We start from the raw sequence: 17,410 nt of genomic DNA, 5'->3' as shown, positions 1-17,410 counted from the left end.
GCGCAAGGAAATCGGGGCTTCTACCAAGCATTGACGGGCTGCTCGTCCCGTCTCGGTAACGGATCCCTCGGAGGGCCAAAGCTGCAAATTGCATCGACAAGTGGCGGTCATGTTGCGGCACTGTCTGTCAGCTGATGCCTCACATATTTGAGATGCCCTAACGGGGCGCAGCCGGCATGGATCCTGTGGCTGCCCAGCTGGCGAGTAGCCTCAGTCGCTCAGCGCTGGGTGAGCCGGGTTCGGCGGTGTAGATCATGAGGACGCAGCCTGGGTCGGCAGTGATAATGAGTTCTTCGTAGGCGAGAGTGAGTTCGCCGACGACGGGGTGGTTGAATCGTTTTGTGCCGGACCCGTGGGTCCGGACGTCATGGGCGCCCCACAGCTGCCGGAATATATCGCTGCGCGTGGACAGCTCACCAACGAGGTCCTGGAGACCTTTGTCGTTGGGGTCACGGCCGGCTTCGGTCCGCATGATCGCGACGCACATCTCAGCGAAGAGCTCCCAGTCTGGGTAAAAGTCCCGGGATGCAGGGTCGAGGAACTGGAACCGGGCCAGGTTCGGAGTGCGACCGCCGGCGCCGATGAGGGGTGAATAGAAAGCCCGGCCGAGCTCATTCGTGGCAAGGAGGTCCTGGTGTTGGTCGCGCACGAAGGCAACGCCGTCAGTGATCGTACTAAGCACCCAGTGGAGACTGGGCCGACTTACGGTGTTCTTCGTGGATCGTCGGCGGGGACGCCCGGATAGCGGAATGCCGTCGGCCGCACGGGCAAGGTCGAAGAGGTGGGTCCGCTCCGTGTCGTCGAGGAGAAGGGCGCGGGCGATGGCGTCAAGCACGGATGAGGAGGCTCCGCTGATAGCACCACGTTCGAGCTTGGCGTAGTACTCGACGCTGACGTCGGCGAGTGTCGCAACTTCCGTGCGGCGAAGCCCGGCAACTCGTCTGTTCGGCCCGGCAGGAAGCCCGGCCTGTTCGGGGGTCACCTTCGCGCGGCGCGACATCAGGAACTCCCGTACCTCGGCTTTATTATCCATGCCACGAGAATACGTCCCCTCGAACTTCGTTGGGGTCCCCTGCTGGTACACCCCCCGATAGAGACTCCTCCCCGGGACGGTTCGCGTGTTGACTGGTTAAGGGCTTGCCCAGCGGTACGACCCGGGCGGGCTTTTCGACCTGACCCTTTCCCGCTGAAAAATGCCGCCTCATCGCTAGGAAGGACGTTATGACCGTTATCGCCATCGTCGGCGCCGGCACAGGGCTCGGCGCAGCCGTCGCCCGCCGCTTCGGAACCGAAGGCTTCGGTATCGCCCTGATCTCCCGCAACCAGAAAAAGCTCGACCTGCTCGCCGATGAACTAACTGCCGAGGGCTTCACCGCCCGCGGCTACGCCGCCAATGTCCGTTACCCGGAAGCCCTCACCGCGGCGCTGGAGCAGGCCGCACAAGAGCTCGGCCCGATCGAGGTCCTTGAATACAGTCCGCTGCCGCAGAAGGAATTCCTGCGCCCCGTGCTGGAGACGACGGTGACGGATCTGGCCGCAGCGGTGGAGTTCTCCATCTACGGGCCCGTCACGGCCGTGCACCAGGTCCTCGGCGGCATGCGCAGTCTGGGACGCGGAACCGTCCTGTTCGTCAACGGCGGTTCCGCCGTCCGGCCGAACCCGTCAGTTGCCGGAACGTCCATCGCGTTCGCGGGTGAAGCCGGGCTGGCGACGATGCTCCACGACACCCTTGGCGCAGAGAACATTCACGTCGGACAGCTGATCATCTCCGGCGCGATCGAACCCGGACACCCGCAGAACGATCCCGGCGCCCTCGCGCAGCGGCTGTGGGAGCACCACACCCGCCGCGACACGTTCCGCGAGTACACCGAAACGTTCCCGACCAGCAAGTAGCCCCGCGCAACGCAGTCGCGGGCAAGGAGAAGAATGACCACCACCACCAGCGCTCCGGCGCCGGCCCTGGAATCTACTGAGAAGCCGAAACGGCTGCCGTTAGCCAGCCTGGCCGCTCTGGCGGTCATCGGCTTCGTCCTTGTCGCGATGGAGACCATGCCGGCGGGCCTGCTGCCGGTTATCGCCGCCGGGATGGGTGCCAGCGAAGGCGCCGTCGGGATGTTCGTCAGCGCCTACGCCCTGGGCACGGTGATCATCACGATCCCCGCCATCACCCTGACCCGGGGCATGCGCCGCAAGCCATTGCTCCTAGGCGCGATTCTCGGCCTCATCCTGGCCAACAGCACCACGGCCCTCTCGAGCGACGTGATCCTGTCGCTGGTGTCGCGTTTCGTCGCCGGTGCGTTCTCGGGAATCATCTGGGGCATGCTGGCCGCCTACGGCCGGAAGATCAGCCCGCCCTCCCGTGCAGGGCTGTCGTTGGCGATCGTCTCCGTCGGGGCGCCCGTCGGATTTGCCCTCGGCACACCCCTGGGGTCCTGGCTCGGAACGACCTTTGACTGGCGGTGGGCCTTCGCCGGTCTTACCGCTGTCGCCGTTATCGCCGGTGTGTTCATCGCTGCGATCGCGCCCGACGCCGAAGGGCAGCCGGGCACCGCCCGGCTTCCCCTGGTCCGGGTGTTCCGCATCCCCGGTATCGCCGTGATCCTGGCCGTCATCTTCACCTGGATGCTGGCCCACAACACCATCTACACCTACATCGCACCGTACCTGAGGACTACCGGCAGCAGCCTCACCCTCGACGTCGAACTCTTCATCTTCGGGGTCGCCTCGATCGCCGGAATCATCATCACGGGTGCGCTCCTGGACCGCCACCCGCGCCCGTTGCTGCACGGAAGCGTCGCCCTGTTCATCGTGGCCGCGGTGGTGCTGTTAGCCGGCCACACATCGGTCCCGGCGATCATCGTCGCGACCGTGCTGTGGGGGATCACGTTCGGCGGGGCGGCCGCCCAGCTCCAAGCCGCCCTCACTACCACCGGAGGCGCGGACTCGGACGTCGCGAATTCGTTCCTGCCGGTGGCGTTCAACCTCGCCATCTTCACAGCCGGCATCCTCGGCGCCGCCCTGCTGACGAATTTCGGCGGCCTGGTCCTTGCGGTCGTGATGATCGTCGCCGGCATGGCGGCTCTCATGCTGACCATCTACGGGCGCCGCACCGCATTCCCCGCCCGGCTCTAGCAAAATCGGCCGGCCCGCAGAATCGCCCTCCCCTCATCCCCGGAAAGGATCCTCATGAACACTCCCAAGCGTTTTTCACCGGGCAAAGCCTTGCGGCCAGGCGTCGTGGCGCTGGTTTTGATCTCTACCGCTACGGCTATCGCTATGGCTGGCTGCACCGGCAGCCCGGGCGGGAGCGCTGATGCACGGCCGCCCTCCCCGGGTTCAACGGCGGTCGATCCGACTGCCGCTCCGACCGAAACGTCAACTACCACGCCGATTGTCATCGAGCTCGATGGCCGGAGAATTGCAGGAGAACTCGACGGCAGCGCCACGTCAGTGTCGCTTCTGGCCCAGCTTCCCCTGACCCTGGCGTTCCGTGACTATGGCGGCCAGGAAAAGATCTCGGAACTTCCGGCCCCGCTGGACCTCGAGGGCGCACCAGAGGGAAGTGACGCCGCGCCGCTGACGCTCGGGTACTACGTCCCCGAGCGAAGCCTCGTCCTTTACTACCACCACGTCGGATACTTCGCCGGGATCGTGCCAATCGGCACCTACGAAAACACCGATGCCGTCAAAACCCAGACCACCGATTTCACCGCCACCATCCGTAAAGCTGACTGACCCAGTCCCATCCCATTTGATTCTTCGCACCCCCCGGCCACCACACATCTGGAGATAGCAATGAAAGCAACCTACATGTTCGGCCCCGGCGACGTCCGCATCGTCGACGCCCCCGACCCGGTCCTCAAAGACACCACCGACGCCGTAGTCCGGATCGTCCGGGCGTGCGTCTGCGGATCGGACCTGCACCCGTACCACAGCATGGCCAGCGCCCCCGACCGAGTGTCCATGGGACACGAGTTCATCGGCGTCGTCGACGAGATCGGAACCGACGTCCGCACCCTCGCACCGGGCGACCTCGTCATCGCCCCATTCGCGTACTCCGACGGAACCTGCGAATTCTGCAGGGAAGGACTCCACACATCGTGCCTGCACGGAGGATTCTGGGATGCACCCGGAATGGGCGGCGGCCAGGCTGAAGGCATCCGGGTTCCGTTCGCCGATGGGACCCTCGTGAAAGTACCCGGCGTCGACGAGAAGTCCCCGCTGCTGACCTCCCTGCTGACCCTGTCCGACGTGTACGGCACCGGATGGCACGCGGCCACCCGCGCCGGCGTCACCGACGGAGACACCGTTGCCGTCATTGGCGACGGCGCCGTGGGCCTGATGGCCGTGCTGTCCGCCAGGCAGCTGGGCGCCGAACGCATCATCCTGATGGGACGCCACCCATCCCGCACCGGCCTCGGCATCGAGTTCGGGGCAACCGATATCGTCGCCGAACGCGGCGAAGAAGGTATCGCGAAGGTCCGGGAACTCGCCGGCGGTCACGGTGTCCGGAAGGTGCTCGAGGCGGTCGGACACATGCCGGCCTACGAGCAGGCGTACGGCATCGTCCGCCCCGGCGGAATCATCAGCCGCGTCGGGGTTCCCCAGTACGAAGAAGCCCCCGTCGGCTTCGGCAGCCTCTTCGGCGGCAACATCACCCTTACCGGAGGTCCGGCACCCTTACGCGCCTACATCGAACAGCTGATGCCGGCGATCCTCGACGGCACCGTCAACCCCGGCAAAGTCTTCGACCGCACCGTTGGCCTCGACGAGGTCCCCGACGCCTACCGCGCCATGGACAACCGCGAAGCCCTCAAAGTGATGATCGCCTTCTAACCGATAAAGCGTTGCGGGGGCTGTGCCACGGGGAACTGCCCCGAGGCAAGCCCCTGTTAGCGACGCCGGACCGGCACAGCGCCAGGATCGGTGCCCCAGCGGCCCGCCATTCCCGCTCGCCCACGAGAACCAATGACCCCGCTGCAACCGTCAGTAGCCGCAGTACACCCACCGAAAGAAGGATCATCATGACTGACCAACCCAAGCAGGTAGGTGGAGGCCGGAACATGTTCGGTGACTTCGCCCAGAAGCTTGCCGGGCTCACCGACGACATGCTCTTCGAGGACGTCTGGAACCGGCCCGAACTGAGCGCACGGGACCGGAGCCTCATTACCGTGGCCGTGCTCACCGCTGGCGGAAACACCGAGCAGTTAGGGTCCCATCTCGGCCGCGCCATCGAGAACGGCCTAACCCAGGAGGAGCTCATCGAAGCCATCACCCATGTCACGCTCTATGCAGGCTGGCCCAAGGGCATGTCTGCGATGGGCGTCGCCAAGCAACTCTTCACAGACATCAAGCAAGGAAAATCATGAACATCGAACCCTCTGTGCCCACCTCGAAAAACCCGGCGGCCCAATTCGCTGGCGACGTCTGGCTCGACCCGATCGCTCTTCCCCACGAGTCCGACCAGACAATGGTCGTCGCGACCGTCCGTTTCGCGCCCGGAGCACGTACCGCCTGGCACTCCCACGAGCACGGCCAGTATCTGCGTGTCACCCAGGGCGTGGGCCGTTTCGGTACCCGTGACGGCAGGATCATCGAGGTCCACCCGGGCCAGACGCTTTACACGCCGCCCGGCGAGGAGCATTGGCACGCGGCTGCCCCAGGCTGCTTCATGGAACACATCGCGATGCTTCAGAACGGCGAGGACCCGTCAAAGACCACCACTTGGGGCGAACACATCACCGATGACGAGTACAACGGCAACTAGGTAGACCGAGACGGTTCGGGCCGGGGCCGACCCGTTGGCCGCGGCCGCTCCCAGCTGGGCCCGTTATGTGACTCGCAGCGATAAATGGCGGGTTTTTCGCAGCGTTATTTGTCAAATGTCACCTTCGGCGCCCCAGCATCAGCGGATGCTATCTACGCGTGCGAAGCCCAACTCGGGCACAAACTCCCTGACTACCTTTGGCAACTCCCGGCTGAGACGAGTGGCATCGAGGGCGAGTACGGACTTGGCCTACTTTGGAGCACGCAGCGGCTCGCTCACCCCGCGCGATTTCGGGACGGCTCCACTCTGGGACATACACCCCCCTTCTCGGTGACACCGGCGCCGGTCTCGGCGCGTCGGACCAGAGCGGCTGGACGGCCATGGGCGTCCACCTCATTTATCGCAGGGCCTCGCCGAGCGCGGGCATGCAGGGTCTTTTCGGGAAGGTCACAGCTTCGTTGCGTACGTTGAGATCATGTCCAGTACGATGGGGACCCACTCCGGGAGCCTGCCGGCCGACCCCCCGGGGGGACAAGAGCCAGCGGAGGTGCCCGCGGTCGGTCGTATGCCTGCCATCCGGCCCGAGCGGGCTCCCGTCCCCACGTCCGACGGCACCGTGGTTCTCGATGTCGCGCTCCCGGTGTACAACGAAGAAGCGGCCCTGGAGCCGGCGGTCCGGCGTCTGCATTCCTACCTCAAGGACAGTTTTCCGCACCGGTTTGTCATTACCATTGCGGATAACGCGAGCACGGACTCGACTCTGGAGATTGCCCGCAGCCTTTGCGCTGAACTCAGTGACGTTCGGGTCGTGCATCTGGACCGGAAGGGGCGCGGACGGGCGCTTCGGACGGTGTGGCTTGCGTCGGAGGCGGCAGTTTTGGCGTATATGGATGTTGATTTGTCCACTGACCTGGCTGCGCTCGGGCCGCTTATCGCACCGCTGCTGTCGGGGCATTCGGATTTGTCCGTCGGGACGAGGCTGAACCGGAACTCACGCGTGGTGCGGGGGGCCAAGCGGGAGTTCATCTCCCGAAGTTATAACCTGGTTCTCCGGGGTTCCCTGGGCGCCCGGTTTTCAGATGCCCAGTGCGGCTTCAAGGCCATCCGTTCCGACATTGCGCGGGCACTCCTGCCCTGGACGGCCGATGACGCCTGGTTTTTCGACACGGAGCTGCTGGTCATCGCTGAACGGGCGGGCCTGAGGGTGGCGGAAGTGCCGGTGGACTGGACTGATGACCCGGACTCGTCGGTTGATATTCTGCGGACTTCCATCGATGACCTGAAAGGGATCGTGCGGATCGGGCGAGACATGATGAGCGGACGCATTCCCGTCGCCGAGCTGCGCGACGCCCTGGGCCGCAATGCGACGGACAGAAGCAGCGGAGCCCTCCTGGGGCAAATGGTCCGCTTCGGTGTCATCGGGGCCTTCTCGACCCTGGCCTACCTTGCACTGTTTATTCTCATGCGTACGATTGCCGATGCCCAGGCGGCGAATTTAGTGGCGTTGCTGATCACTGCGGTCGCGAACACGGCGGCCAACCGGCGGTTGACGTTCGGAGTCGCCGGACGCACGGGCGCCGTGCGGCATCAGTTCCAGGGCCTTGTAGTCTTTGTTTTGGGCCTGGCGCTGACGTCCGGGGCGCTGTTCTGGCTTCATTCCGGACGCGAACCCTCCAGGGGCCTCGAAGTGGCGGTCGTCGTCGGCGCCAACCTCCTGGCCACCTTGCTGAAGTTTATTTTGTTCCGGGTCTGGGTCTTCAAGCACCCACGCCGCAACCTCGCCGTGCCGCCCCCGCCGGGGCCCACTGATGCGCCCATAATCAAGTGAAAGACACCATGAGCTCCGAATTTATCACCGAGACCCACCCCGCCCGCGATCAGGCCCCCGATGCTCGCCGGCAGGGCGCTTCCGCCGCACTGTGGAAGCGCCTGGCCTACGGCGAAGGGCAACCGCGCTGGGTTCGGCCCTCCGCCGCGGCATTGCTCCTGCTGACAGGGCTCATTTACCTATGGAATCTGACGAACTCCGGATACGCCAATGCCTTCTACGCGGCGGCCGTCCAGTCCGGGACGAAGGACTGGACGGCGTTGCTGTTCGCATCCCTGGACCCGGCCAATGCCATCACCGTCGATAAACCGCCGGCAGCTTTCTGGATCCCGGCTCTTTTGGGCCGGATCTTCGGGTTCAGTTCCTTCACCATGCTCCTGCCCGAAGCCGTCATGGGAATCGCATCCGTCGGGCTGCTTTATCTCGCGGTGAAACGGGCAGCCGGACCGGCCGCAGGCCTTATCGCCGGAGCTGCACTCGCCGCGACACCGGTAGCGGCCCTCATGTTCCGTTTCAACAACCCCGACGCCATGATGGTCTTCTGCCTCATGACCGCCGCCTGGATGACGGTGACCGCCACGCAAAAGGGCAGTCCCGTCTGGCTTTTCTGGGCAGGAACCTTTGTCGGTATGGCCTTTCTGAGCAAGATGCTCCAAGGATTCATGACCGTCCCGGCTTTCGGACTCGCCTACCTGATAGCGGCCCCCGTTCCCCTGAAGAAGAGGCTTCAGCACCTGCTCGCCGCCGCAGGCGGTATCACGGTCGTCGCCGGAGCCTACGCGCTGGTGTTCCAACTCTTCCCGGTCTCCGCCCGGCCCTACATGGCCGGTTCCCAAACTAACTCCCTCTGGGAACTCGTCTTCGGCTACAACGGGCTCAGCCGCATCCTCGGTGGCAACGCCGGGGGCCCGGGCGTTGGTGTGGTGCCGGATCTCCCCGGCAACCCCGGGGGCCCCGCAGGTGGCCTCCCGGGCTATCCCGGGGGCGCCGGCGGCTTCCCTGGTGCGGGCGGCTTCCCCGGCGCCGGCGGCGCCGGAGGCGGATTTTCCTTTGGAGGCCCTCCGAGCGTCCTACGCCTGTTCGGGGGGGAGTTCAGCGCTGAAGTGGCATGGCTGCTGCCCACGGCGATCGTCCTTCTCGCCGCCACGCTGTGGTTCATGCGTCGGGCTCCGCGAACTGATATGGCCCGCGCGTCGCTGATCATGTGGGGCATCTGGCTGCTCACCGTCGCCGTGGTTTTTTCCTTCATGAGCGGCATAATCCACCCCTACTACACGGTCCAACTTGCTCCTGCCGTGGCGGCCGTGATTGGTATCGCCGGGGTCCAGCTCTGGAGGCACCGGTCCCGGCCCGCCGTTCGGGCTGTCCTGGTGTCGGCACTCCTGGTCACGGCGGTCTGGTCTTTCGTCCTGCTCTCCAGCAGCCCCGGGTGGCTCCCGTGGCTCCGTTGGACCGTGCTCGCCGTCGGCATACTCAGCGCGGCCCTGATCGCGGCCGGTCCGGCCCGGACCGGGCGGGCAGGTGTTGCGGCGGCGACATTGGCACTCCTTTCTGCAGGCCTTGGCACGGGCGCGTGGACTATCGCCACTGCGGCAACCGGCCATACCGGCGCTATACCTTCCTCAGGCCCGGCCTCCGCGACAAACAACCAAACCATGGGGCTGGCCGGCATCAGCAGCCCGAACGGCGCTGATTCCCGCGGCGGGGCAGTACGCGGGCGTCCTGACTTCCGCGCCCCGGCTAACCTCCAGCCAGGAGCCGCGCCCGGAGGTTTCGCGGATGCCCCCAGCGACCCGGCGCTGAATGCACTGCTGCAAAAGGAAACGACAACATGGTCCGCTGCCACCGTCGGGGCGAATAGTGCAGCCGCTCTTGAGCTTGGGTCCAATACGTCAGTGATGGCCATCGGCGGTTTCATGGGCTCTGATCCGTTCCCGACGCTGGACCAGTTCAAGCAAATGGTGTCCGCAGGACAGATTGCCTATTTCATCCCCGGCAGTCCCTTCGGCGGCGGCCCGCGCGGTCCGGAAATGCCGGCCGGATCCGGTGGCGCCGAATCGCAGGACAGCGGCCCGGGGGCCGGAGCCGGGAGCAACGGTGGCCCCGACGGCCGCACACCCCCGGGCGGGGGCGGCACGTCCTCGGCCATCACCCAATGGGTCCAAGCGACATTCCCGCCCACAACGGTCGGAGGGAGCACCGTCTACCAGTTGCGCAAATAAAGTCAGTCAGCCAACATGACTGCCATGGGCCGTGCGTCGGAAGCCCAATATGAATACTCATGCCATCGCTTTCAGCGGCCGATTCCCGGCCGCTCAGAGCTCAACGCGCCGACGACGCGGCATGACCGCTCAGCGTGAATTTCCCTACCGGCTGGGGCTCGGCGGTCGTGCCGGCGATAGCCTGCGCGGACGTCGCCGGCCGCCTTTGTCCCCCTGCCCGGTAGGCGCACGCTCCGTCACTGCGTAAGAGCCGGCGCGTCCATGAGATGCGGGAAGGTATGCGCCATCTCCAGCGCCGCCAGGGTCACCGCCTGGTTCTCGTTGATGGGCCGGCCGAGTACCTCGGCGGCTCGTTTGACCCGGTACGCCACGGTGTTGGTGGCCAGATGCAGGGCCTGGGCGTCTCAGACATGTCCAGATCGGATTCACCCCGTCGTTACGGCCCTGGTTGGCGCCGGACTAAAGATATCAATTGATACTGAGAAGCCTCAGCGACTCCACCTGCCGCTGTCTTGGAAAACAGCAGTTTTTCCAGACAACCCTTCAGACCCGGGAACAGGGCCGCGGCTCCCCCCGCGATAACGCTGCTTTCCGCCAGGCGGCCTTGTCTCGGCAAGTCGTCTCATAGACGGGAGTGTCTCCGGCACGTCTTAAGGGGATGAAGAAATCCACAGGCGTAAGGCCTGTCTACGCCGCTGTTCCGTTCGCCACTGACGAGCCTTAGGCCCTCCGGCGCGGCCCATCACCGTGAACGAAAGCCCATCGGCTTACGGGCACCAAGGGCGACATTTAGCGCTGCGAAAATGCCGCCACTTATCGCTGCAATTCAAAAGCGTCATGCTTGCCACGGTTGTCCTGATGGGCATCGCATCCTTCGCCATCGGGTGTCTTCCGACGTACGACCAGGTGGGCCTGTTGGCTCCGGCACTGCTGGTGGTACTCCGCATCGTTCAAGGCTTCTCCGCGGGGGCCGAGTCGGCGGGAGCTTCGACATTGACCGTTGAACATTCCCCGGTCGGGCGCCGGGGATTCTTCACCAGTTTCGTCATGGTCGGCTACGCCGTCGGCTGCTCACTGGCGACCGTCGTGTTCCTGCCGGTGGCGCTCCTGCCCGTCGAGCAGTTGCACAGCTGGGGCTGGAGGGTCCACTTCTGGCTCAGCGCCGTCGTCGTCATTACCTACTACGTGCGAAGCCACCCGGACGAAACCCCGGTGTTCGCCGAAGCAAAAGAGGAAAGCGCCGTCCGCAGGCTGCCGCTGAACGACGTATTCAAGTACCACTGGCGCGATGTGATCCGTGTCGCGGGCGCATCACTGATGGCAGCGATGCAGGCCCTGTTCGCCGTGTTCAGCCTTTCGTACGCAACCTCGGTAGGGGTGGACCGGAGCGCGATGCTCGCCATCATCTCCGGACCGATAGCGTTGTCGATTGTCGGCATCCCTGCAGCCGGCTACCTCTCCGACGTCATCGGCCGGAAGCGGACGATGCTGATCGCCTCTGTCGGCTGTGCGCTCACCATCTTCGGGTACCTTTGGGCGATTTCGACAACTGCTGATCGCGATTTTCGCGTTCCTCAATATGACCCTGTCCTTCAGCGGCTATAACGGCGTGTGGACGTCGTTCTTCGCCGAGCAGTTCCCCACACCCGTCCGATTCACAGGTATGGCCGTCAGCAACCAGATCGGAAACCTTCTTGCAGGATTCGCGCCGCTGGTCGCTACGCTGCTCCTGACCCCAGGTCCAACCGGCCCGCTAGCAGGCCAGCAGATCAGCGACGTATCGAAGTTGGCTGACCCAGTGGTGTTCCTGGCCGCCCTCGTGGTTGTTGAAACGGTAGACCACCACCGACTTGGCAGGGGCTGCGGACGGGGCTGCTGCTGCGCCGGCCCCGTAGGCGTTGTACGCGGCAAAGACCGTTGACGGCGGGCAGACATCGTCCATTAGCGCCACAGAGAACAGCGCGGGCGCCGTTGCACGCCGGCCCAGGTGGACGCCGTCGAAGTAGTTCAGGACAGCCAGCATGGACTCATAGCGGTCCCGGTGGCGGGAGAGGAATCCCGCAATTTCCGGATACGGGCCGCGCGGGGCGATGTCGATGGCGCGAGGAAAGTCCTGCAGGAACGGCACGTCCGCCATGGTGCCCAGGACGCCGTCCAGGCGCCCCGCCGCCAACCCGGCGGCTGCGATGGCCAAACCGCCTCCCTGGCTCAGGCCCACCAGCAGCACCCTCCCGGCATCCACTTCGGAATGACTCTGCGCGGCCTCGATAGCCCGGAAGGCGTCAACGAAGACGAGGCGGTAGTAGTAGTCCTCCCTGGCGGAGATGCCGCGCGTCATCAGCCCGGCGTAGGACACCTCTCCGGCCGACGGATGCGGATCGGCGGTCTCGCCCAGCATGCCGCCGTAGCCCTGGCCCCGGGTATCCATGATGAAGTGCGCATACCCGGCCTGCGCCCATTTGGTGTCCTGCTGGACCAGGCCGCGCCCACCGGAATAGCCGATGTACTGAACGACCACGGGCAACGCGCCAGCGGTGTCCCGGTTTGCCGGCAGATGCAGCCAGCCCTTGATCCGGGCCCCGCCGAAGCCGGAGAAGGAGACATCAAAACTGTCAATGACCCGTAGATGGTTCTCGACCGGCGTATAGACGGCATCCAGCGGGAATTCCCGGGCTTCGGCAATGGTCTGTCCCCAGAACTCGTCGAAGTCTTCGGGTTCGACGGCGGATGAGGTGTATGCGCGCAGTTGGTCCAGTGGCATGTCAAAGAGGGGCATGGCGGTCTCCGGAGTCGGGGCATACGTTCGAAAGATGATCCTACGTCCCATCTGCAAGATTGCGGGGGATCTTCCCGCGGAACTTCCCTGTTCAGCCGTCGCGTTGACTTTCTCGGAGGTCTTGAAGTTTTTCTCAACATTAGGACAAAGGACGTCCCATCTCCGATAGGATGAAGGAGACTAGTAGCCGTGTCCAGAAGCGCGGCCGAAGGAGATGAAGTGACAGTAGCACCGCAAGCGGTGTCGTCGGCCCGATACAGCGCGCAAATCAGATCCCATGCCCTCCAGACCAGGATTATGGACCTGATTCTTGAGCAGGGGCTGGACGTGGGGGATGCCCTCCCGACCGAAAGTGAGCTGTCCGCCGTCCTCGGAGTGGGCCGAAATACCGTCCGGGAATCACTGAAAGTGCTGCAGGCGCTGGGCGTGATCGAGATCCGCCATGGCTTCGGAACCTTCGTGGCCCCCAACAACTTCAGCGCCCTGACCGACGGGCTGGTCTTCCGCGGGAGGCTGTCCCTGCGGCACCACGGCGAGGAAGCCATGGAGCTTGTCGACGTGCGGCAGGCCCTGGAATCGGGTCTAATCGGCCCGGCCATCGATCTCGTGACGGTCGAGCAGCTCGGCGACCTCCGCCTCGTCATGGAGGCCATGGAGGAAGCCGCCGCGGCCGGTGAGCCGCTGGCCGAGCTCGATGCTGAATTCCACCGCCGGCTCTATGCTCCCTTGAACAATGAGCTGCTGATGAACCTCATGGATGTCTTCTGGAAGGTGTACCGGCAGATCCATCAGGCCCTCGGCGCGGGTCCTGTGAACCTCGGCGATCAGGTCCGTGACCACTGGGAGATCTACGAGGCAGTCGCGGACAAGAACAAGACCGTGGCAGCCGAGCGACTGCAGCGGCACTTCGACGGCATCCGCCAAAAACTCAAGGACGTCGCGGCCCGATAGTCCGCCCGCAGCGCCCCTCCCACCACTGCCGGTTCCATCCGGAACCAACCTGTCCCAGAAAGTGCCTGTTGACATGGAATTCTTCGTAGTACCCGACGCCGCCTCAACGGGCGCAATAGCTGCTGGCATCCTGGCCGCCGTCATCCGCAGCAAGCCCGAGGCCGTCCTCGGCCTGGCCACCGGTGGCTCGCCGCTCCCTGTGTACGCCGCGTTGGCCGCCCACCGCCTCGACATGTCCGGTATCCGGGGCTTCGCGCTGGACGAGTACGTGGGGCTGCCGGCAGGCCATCCACAGAGCTACGCCGAGGTGATCCGCCGGGAAGTCACCGAGCGGCTGCACCTGGATCCGGCGAGGGTCTCAGTGCCCGCGGGTGCCGCTGTCGATCCCGAGCGCGCAGCCGCGGCCTACGATGCCGCGATCGCCCAGGCCGGCGGCATCGACGTACAGATTCTCGGCATCGGACACAATGGGCATGTGGCGTTCAACGAACCCGGCTCGGCCCTGGACTCCCGCACCCGGGTCGAAGCCCTCACGGAGCGCACGCGGCAAGCCAACGCCCGCTACTTCAGCTCGCCCGACGACGTGCCGGGCCGGTGCATCACCCAGGGCCTGGGCACGATACTTGAAGCCCGCCAGCTGCTGCTGGTGGTAAGCGGGGCGGACAAGGCCGACATCCTCCACACGGCACTCAGCGGACCGGTCACGACGGACTGCCCAGCCTCCATTCTCCAGCTTCACCCCCATGTGACTGTCGTCGCCGACGAGACGGCGGCAGCACGGCTCGGGTCTGCCTCGGCCTCGGCCGAAACCACCCCGGTGACGGTGCGCACGGGAGCCGTCGGCGTCTGACTCAGGCTGCGGGCCGGTCGAGCACCCGGCCGGCCCGCAGTACGGTGAGCAGGCTGAAGCCGCGGTCCACGGCAACGATGTCCGCGTGCATCCCGGCCCGCAGGCTCCCGATCCGGGAGTCGAGTCCGAGCAGCTTCGCCGGCACCGCCGTTGCGGCCTGCACCGCATCGGCGGGGCTCACCCCCGCCCCGATTGTCCGGCGCACAACTTCGAGCAGGGTGGCGGTGCCGCCGGCCAGGGCGCCGTTGCCCTGCAGGGTGGCGGTGCCGCCGTGCACCACCACGGCAGAGGGCCCCAGTTCGTAGTCGCCGTCGGGCAGCCCGGTTGCCGCCATTGAATCGGTCACGAGTGCGACGTTGCCGGCTCCGACCAGCTCGAACACCATCCGCACCGTCTCCGGGTCCAGATGCACGCCGTCGCCGATGAGCTCCACGGCCACGGTGCCGGCGCGGGCCAGCCGGAGGCACGCCGCGACAGGACCGGGGCTCCGGTGGTGCAGCGGCGGCATGCCGTTGAACAGGTGGGTCACCGTCGGCCGGGCGCCCGCCCCGAATCCCCGCGCACCTGCGCCGGCGGTGCGGGCCGCGTGTTCCGCCGCCAGGAGGTCCGCGGCATCCGTCAGCGAGGCGGCGGCCGTGCGCGCATCCGCGTCGGTGTGGCCCAATGACGGCGTGACGCCGTGCCTGGCCAGCATGGCGAGGAGCTCGCGGGCCCCGGGCAGCTCAGGGGCATAGGTCATGGTTTTCAAGGTGCCGCCGGCCGCCCGCAGCAGTTCGCTGAGCAACGCCGGATCCGGGTCACGCAGCCAGCGCGGGTTCTGCGCCCCGCAGCGCGCGTGGGACAGGAAGGGGCCTTCGGAGTGGATTCCGGCGATGAGCCCCTCGGTAGCCAGGGGCCGCAGTATCGCCAGGGCATTCAGGAGGTCCGCGCTGGAGGCGGTGACCAGGCTGGCCAGCAGCGTGGTGGTGCCGCTGCGGTGCAGGAAGTCGACCGCGGCCCGGCAGGCCCGGCTGTCCCCGGTGGGGAAGTCCCCGCCGGCCGCGCCGTGGCAGTGCAGGTCGATCAGGCCGGGCAGGATCGAACTCCCCGGCGGCAGGCTGATCTCCTCAGCATTGGGGAAGTCCGCGGCCCTGAAACCACTTCGCGGCCCGGCATAGGCGATCCGTCCGCCGGTGACGGCCACCACGGAGCCTGGGTGTGCCTGGCCGTCCGAGATCAGCGTCCCGGACAGGAAGTACGCCGCAGGGCTGGTGGCATCATGGGGTTCCGGGCTGTGCATGGGTGTCCCTTTCACGGGTGGCGGCTTAGCTGGTCGGCATCAAAGAAGGTTCAGGAGCGCAACGCCTCCGCGAACCAGCCGGTGACGGTGGCCGGGTGTGTGATGGCGGTGCCGACGACGACGGCGAACGCGCCGGCATCGAGCGCCTGCTTCGCCTGGGCGGGGGTGTGGATGCGGCCCTCCGCCATGAGCGGCCGGCCGAGGCCGGCGGACGCGATCTGCTCCAGCAGCTCCAGATCGGGGCCCTGCGTCTTGGGCCGTTCGCCTGTGTAGCCGGCCAGGGTGGTGCCGATCAGGTCAGCGCCGGCCTCAATGGCGGCCGCGGCATCGGCGTAGGATCCGCAGTCAGCCATCACCAAGGCGTGGGATTCGGCATGGATGCCGGCCACCGTCTGGGCCAGGCTCAGCCCGTCCGGCCGCTGGCGGCGCGTGCCGTCGACGGCGACCACATGGGCGCCCGCGTGGGCCACCGCCACGGCATGGCGGAGGGTGGGGGTGATGAAGACGCCGTCGTGCCCGTCCTTCCAGAGCCCGATCACGGGGACCTCTACCGCGGCGCGGGTGTGCTGCACATCCGCGAGGCCCTGGACGCGGACCGCGGCGGCGCCGCCGAGGACCGCCGACGCCGCCAACTGCGCCGTGGTGCGGGGGTCCCGCATCGGCTCGCCGGGATACGCCTGGCACGAAACGATCAGTTGGGAGCGGAGGGACTCGAGGTCCCCGGGTGTCAGGATCATGGGGGTTCCTAGGTAGTCGAAGGGGTGTGCTGAGGCGTCAACGTAGTCAGTACAGCACGAGTCTGGCGGCGCCGGTGATGGCTGCGGAGTTTCCGAGCCCGGCGCGGAGCACCGGGACCCTTACCAGCGGGTCCAGCAATTCCCTGCGCAGTGCGGTTTTCATCGGCCCCCACCAGGCCCCTCCGGCGTCCGCGAGGCCGCCGGAGACGACGACGACGGCGGGATCCAGGATGTTGATCAGACCCGCCAGTGCCTGGCCCGCTGCCTGGGCGCCGGCCAGGATTGCCAGGCTTGCTTCAGCATTGCCCTCCTCTGCCAGGGCGAAGACGGCGCGGGTGTCGGCTGCCTCAGAAGAACCGCCCAGGCGGCGGAACGCCGCGTGGATGGCCGGTCCTGAAGCGACTGCCTCGAGATGGCCCGCGCCGCCGCACACACACGGCAACGGCTTTCCGTCGTGATAGGCATACGGCGAGGCGAAGTGGCCGACGTGGCCGCCGACGTAGCGGTGCCCGAGCACCGGCTTGCCGTCCAGGACCAGGCTCCCGCCAACGCCCGTGCCGAAGGCCACCAGCAGCGAGCTTGCTGTGCCGGCTGCCGCACCGTGCCACGCCTCACCCAGGGCGTGGGCATGGACATCGTTGACGGCCCGGACAGCCTCCGCGGCAAGCCCGAGCCGCTTGGCCAGCCCTTCCGTAAGTGCCGTGCCCGCCCAGCCGTGGATCGCTTCGGTAGCCGAGACCACAACTCCGCGCCCGGCATCGATCACTCCGGCAGATCCGACGCCCACCCGGGAGATGGGCATGCCCTCCGCAGCGGCCCGCTCCCGCAGCCCTGCAACCAGGGCTGCGGTCGCATCCAGAATCGCCTCGCCCCCGGCCCGGTTGAGAGTCGGAACTGTCTCTATAAACAGCACCTCCCCGGCCTCCGAAACAACCCCGGCAGCAGTCTTCGTCCCACCCAGGTCAACACCGATTGCGTACATCATTTTCCTAACAGAGGG

At 66.2% G+C, this 17,410-nt stretch carries 16 protein-coding genes; 11 read left to right on the top strand and 5 right to left on the bottom strand.

Features of this window, described 5'->3' with window-relative positions:
* Positions 1-157 precede the first annotated feature (157 nt).
* Complete coding sequence (locus tag E5206_RS02910; RefSeq protein WP_136321186.1) at positions 158-1,033, bottom strand: helix-turn-helix transcriptional regulator; 876 nt, start codon at positions 1,031-1,033, stop codon at positions 158-160.
* A gap of 188 nt (positions 1,034-1,221) precedes the next feature.
* Here E5206_RS02910 and E5206_RS02905 point away from each other — a divergent pair, with 188 nt between their 5' ends.
* The 9 genes from E5206_RS02905 to E5206_RS02860 all read left to right on the top strand — a co-directional run bounded on the left by E5206_RS02905 (position 1,222) and on the right by E5206_RS02860 (position 11,422).
* Complete coding sequence (locus E5206_RS02905; protein WP_136321185.1) at positions 1,222-1,893, top strand: SDR family NAD(P)-dependent oxidoreductase; 672 nt, start codon at positions 1,222-1,224, stop codon at positions 1,891-1,893.
* 33 nt (positions 1,894-1,926) lie between these two features.
* Entirely contained in the window at positions 1,927-3,132 is a 1,206-nt protein-coding gene (locus tag E5206_RS02900) for an MFS transporter (RefSeq protein WP_136321184.1), read from the top strand.
* 54 nt (positions 3,133-3,186) lie between these two features.
* Positions 3,187-3,735 (top strand): cyclophilin-like fold protein, encoded by a 549-nt coding sequence (locus E5206_RS02895; protein WP_136321183.1) that lies wholly within the window; start codon positions 3,187-3,189, stop codon positions 3,733-3,735.
* A 60-nt stretch (positions 3,736-3,795) separates the two neighbouring features.
* Positions 3,796-4,836 carry an alcohol dehydrogenase catalytic domain-containing protein gene (locus E5206_RS02890; protein ID WP_136321182.1) on the top strand — a complete coding sequence of 347 codons (1,041 nt, stop codon included), beginning with the start codon at positions 3,796-3,798 and terminating at the stop codon, positions 4,834-4,836.
* Between the two features lie 188 nt (positions 4,837-5,024).
* Entirely contained in the window at positions 5,025-5,369 is a 345-nt protein-coding gene (locus E5206_RS02885; RefSeq protein ID WP_136321181.1) for a carboxymuconolactone decarboxylase family protein, read from the top strand.
* Positions 5,366-5,767, top strand: a complete 402-nt coding sequence (locus tag E5206_RS02880; RefSeq protein ID WP_136321180.1) for a cupin domain-containing protein — start codon at positions 5,366-5,368, stop codon at positions 5,765-5,767. Before E5206_RS02885 ends, E5206_RS02880 begins: the two co-directional genes overlap by 4 nt.
* Before the next feature lie 565 nt (positions 5,768-6,332).
* Positions 6,333-7,595: a bifunctional glycosyltransferase family 2/GtrA family protein gene (locus tag E5206_RS02875; protein WP_240689904.1), complete on the top strand. Its 1,263-nt coding sequence runs from the start codon at positions 6,333-6,335 to the stop codon at positions 7,593-7,595.
* Between the two features lie 8 nt (positions 7,596-7,603).
* On the top strand, positions 7,604-9,817 hold the full coding sequence (locus E5206_RS02870; protein WP_136321178.1) for a glycosyltransferase family 39 protein: 2,214 nt from the start codon (positions 7,604-7,606) through the stop codon (positions 9,815-9,817).
* Between the two features lie 837 nt (positions 9,818-10,654).
* Positions 10,655-11,422 (top strand): MFS transporter, encoded by a 768-nt coding sequence (locus E5206_RS02860; protein ID WP_205759991.1) that lies wholly within the window; start codon positions 10,655-10,657, stop codon positions 11,420-11,422.
* 148 nt (positions 11,423-11,570) lie between these two features.
* Here the strand turns inward: E5206_RS02860 and E5206_RS02855 are convergent, their stop codons facing one another.
* A complete protein-coding gene (locus tag E5206_RS02855) occupies positions 11,571-12,593 on the bottom strand; it encodes an acetylxylan esterase (protein ID WP_136321177.1) in 1,023 nt (340 codons plus the stop codon).
* Between the two features lie 219 nt (positions 12,594-12,812).
* On the opposite strand from E5206_RS02855, the gene E5206_RS02850 reads away from it, so the two are divergent.
* Together E5206_RS02850 and E5206_RS02845 are read left to right on the top strand one after the other, a co-directional pair.
* Positions 12,813-13,544 (top strand): FCD domain-containing protein, encoded by a 732-nt coding sequence (locus E5206_RS02850; protein ID WP_205759990.1) that lies wholly within the window; start codon positions 12,813-12,815, stop codon positions 13,542-13,544.
* A gap of 73 nt (positions 13,545-13,617) precedes the next feature.
* Entirely contained in the window at positions 13,618-14,394 is a 777-nt protein-coding gene (locus E5206_RS02845) for a glucosamine-6-phosphate deaminase (RefSeq protein ID WP_136321176.1), read from the top strand.
* A gap of 1 nt (position 14,395) precedes the next feature.
* Here the strand turns inward: E5206_RS02845 and E5206_RS02840 are convergent, their stop codons facing one another.
* From E5206_RS02840 to E5206_RS02830, 3 genes are read right to left on the bottom strand one after another with little or no spacing between them, the layout of a single operon-like run.
* A complete protein-coding gene (locus tag E5206_RS02840) occupies positions 14,396-15,673 on the bottom strand; it encodes an amidohydrolase family protein (protein ID WP_136321175.1) in 1,278 nt (425 codons plus the stop codon).
* A 50-nt stretch (positions 15,674-15,723) separates the two neighbouring features.
* Positions 15,724-16,410: an N-acetylmannosamine-6-phosphate 2-epimerase gene (locus E5206_RS02835; RefSeq protein WP_136321174.1), complete on the bottom strand. Its 687-nt coding sequence runs from the start codon at positions 16,408-16,410 to the stop codon at positions 15,724-15,726.
* 46 nt (positions 16,411-16,456) lie between these two features.
* Positions 16,457-17,395, bottom strand: a complete 939-nt coding sequence (locus tag E5206_RS02830; RefSeq protein ID WP_136321173.1) for an ROK family protein — start codon at positions 17,393-17,395, stop codon at positions 16,457-16,459.
* Positions 17,396-17,410: the final 15 nt, after the last annotated feature.

The organism is Arthrobacter sp. PAMC25564 (genome assembly GCF_004798705.1).
Classification (GTDB): domain Bacteria; phylum Actinomycetota; class Actinomycetes; order Actinomycetales; family Micrococcaceae; genus Arthrobacter.
Note: the sequence above shows the minus strand (reverse complement) of the source record. Positions and strands in the feature narration are given on the sequence as shown.

Excerpts from the sequence above, each read along its gene's own strand:
- E5206_RS02830 (WP_136321173.1), bottom strand. The coding sequence starts at position 17,395 with ATGATGTACGCAATCGGTGTTGACCTGGGTGGGACGAAGACTGCTGCC.
- E5206_RS02870 (WP_136321178.1), top strand. The coding sequence starts at position 7,604 with ATGAGCTCCGAATTTATCACCGAGACCCACCCCGCCCGCGATCAGGCC.
- E5206_RS02840 (WP_136321175.1), bottom strand. The coding sequence starts at position 15,673 with ATGCACAGCCCGGAACCCCATGATGCCACCAGCCCTGCGGCGTACTTC.
- E5206_RS02835 (WP_136321174.1), bottom strand. The coding sequence starts at position 16,410 with ATGATCCTGACACCCGGGGACCTCGAGTCCCTCCGCTCCCAACTGATC.
- E5206_RS02900 (WP_136321184.1), top strand. The coding sequence starts at position 1,927 with ATGACCACCACCACCAGCGCTCCGGCGCCGGCCCTGGAATCTACTGAG.
- E5206_RS02885 (WP_136321181.1), top strand. The coding sequence starts at position 5,025 with ATGACTGACCAACCCAAGCAGGTAGGTGGAGGCCGGAACATGTTCGGT.
- E5206_RS02905 (WP_136321185.1), top strand. The coding sequence starts at position 1,222 with ATGACCGTTATCGCCATCGTCGGCGCCGGCACAGGGCTCGGCGCAGCC.
- E5206_RS02890 (WP_136321182.1), top strand. The coding sequence starts at position 3,796 with ATGAAAGCAACCTACATGTTCGGCCCCGGCGACGTCCGCATCGTCGAC.
- E5206_RS02845 (WP_136321176.1), top strand. The coding sequence starts at position 13,618 with ATGGAATTCTTCGTAGTACCCGACGCCGCCTCAACGGGCGCAATAGCT.
- E5206_RS02910 (WP_136321186.1), bottom strand. The coding sequence starts at position 1,033 with ATGGATAATAAAGCCGAGGTACGGGAGTTCCTGATGTCGCGCCGCGCG.
- E5206_RS02880 (WP_136321180.1), top strand. The coding sequence starts at position 5,366 with ATGAACATCGAACCCTCTGTGCCCACCTCGAAAAACCCGGCGGCCCAA.
- E5206_RS02895 (WP_136321183.1), top strand. The coding sequence starts at position 3,187 with ATGAACACTCCCAAGCGTTTTTCACCGGGCAAAGCCTTGCGGCCAGGC.
- E5206_RS02860 (WP_205759991.1), top strand. The coding sequence starts at position 10,655 with ATGCTTGCCACGGTTGTCCTGATGGGCATCGCATCCTTCGCCATCGGG.
- E5206_RS02855 (WP_136321177.1), bottom strand. The coding sequence starts at position 12,593 with ATGCCCCTCTTTGACATGCCACTGGACCAACTGCGCGCATACACCTCA.
- E5206_RS02875 (WP_240689904.1), top strand. The coding sequence starts at position 6,333 with ATGCCTGCCATCCGGCCCGAGCGGGCTCCCGTCCCCACGTCCGACGGC.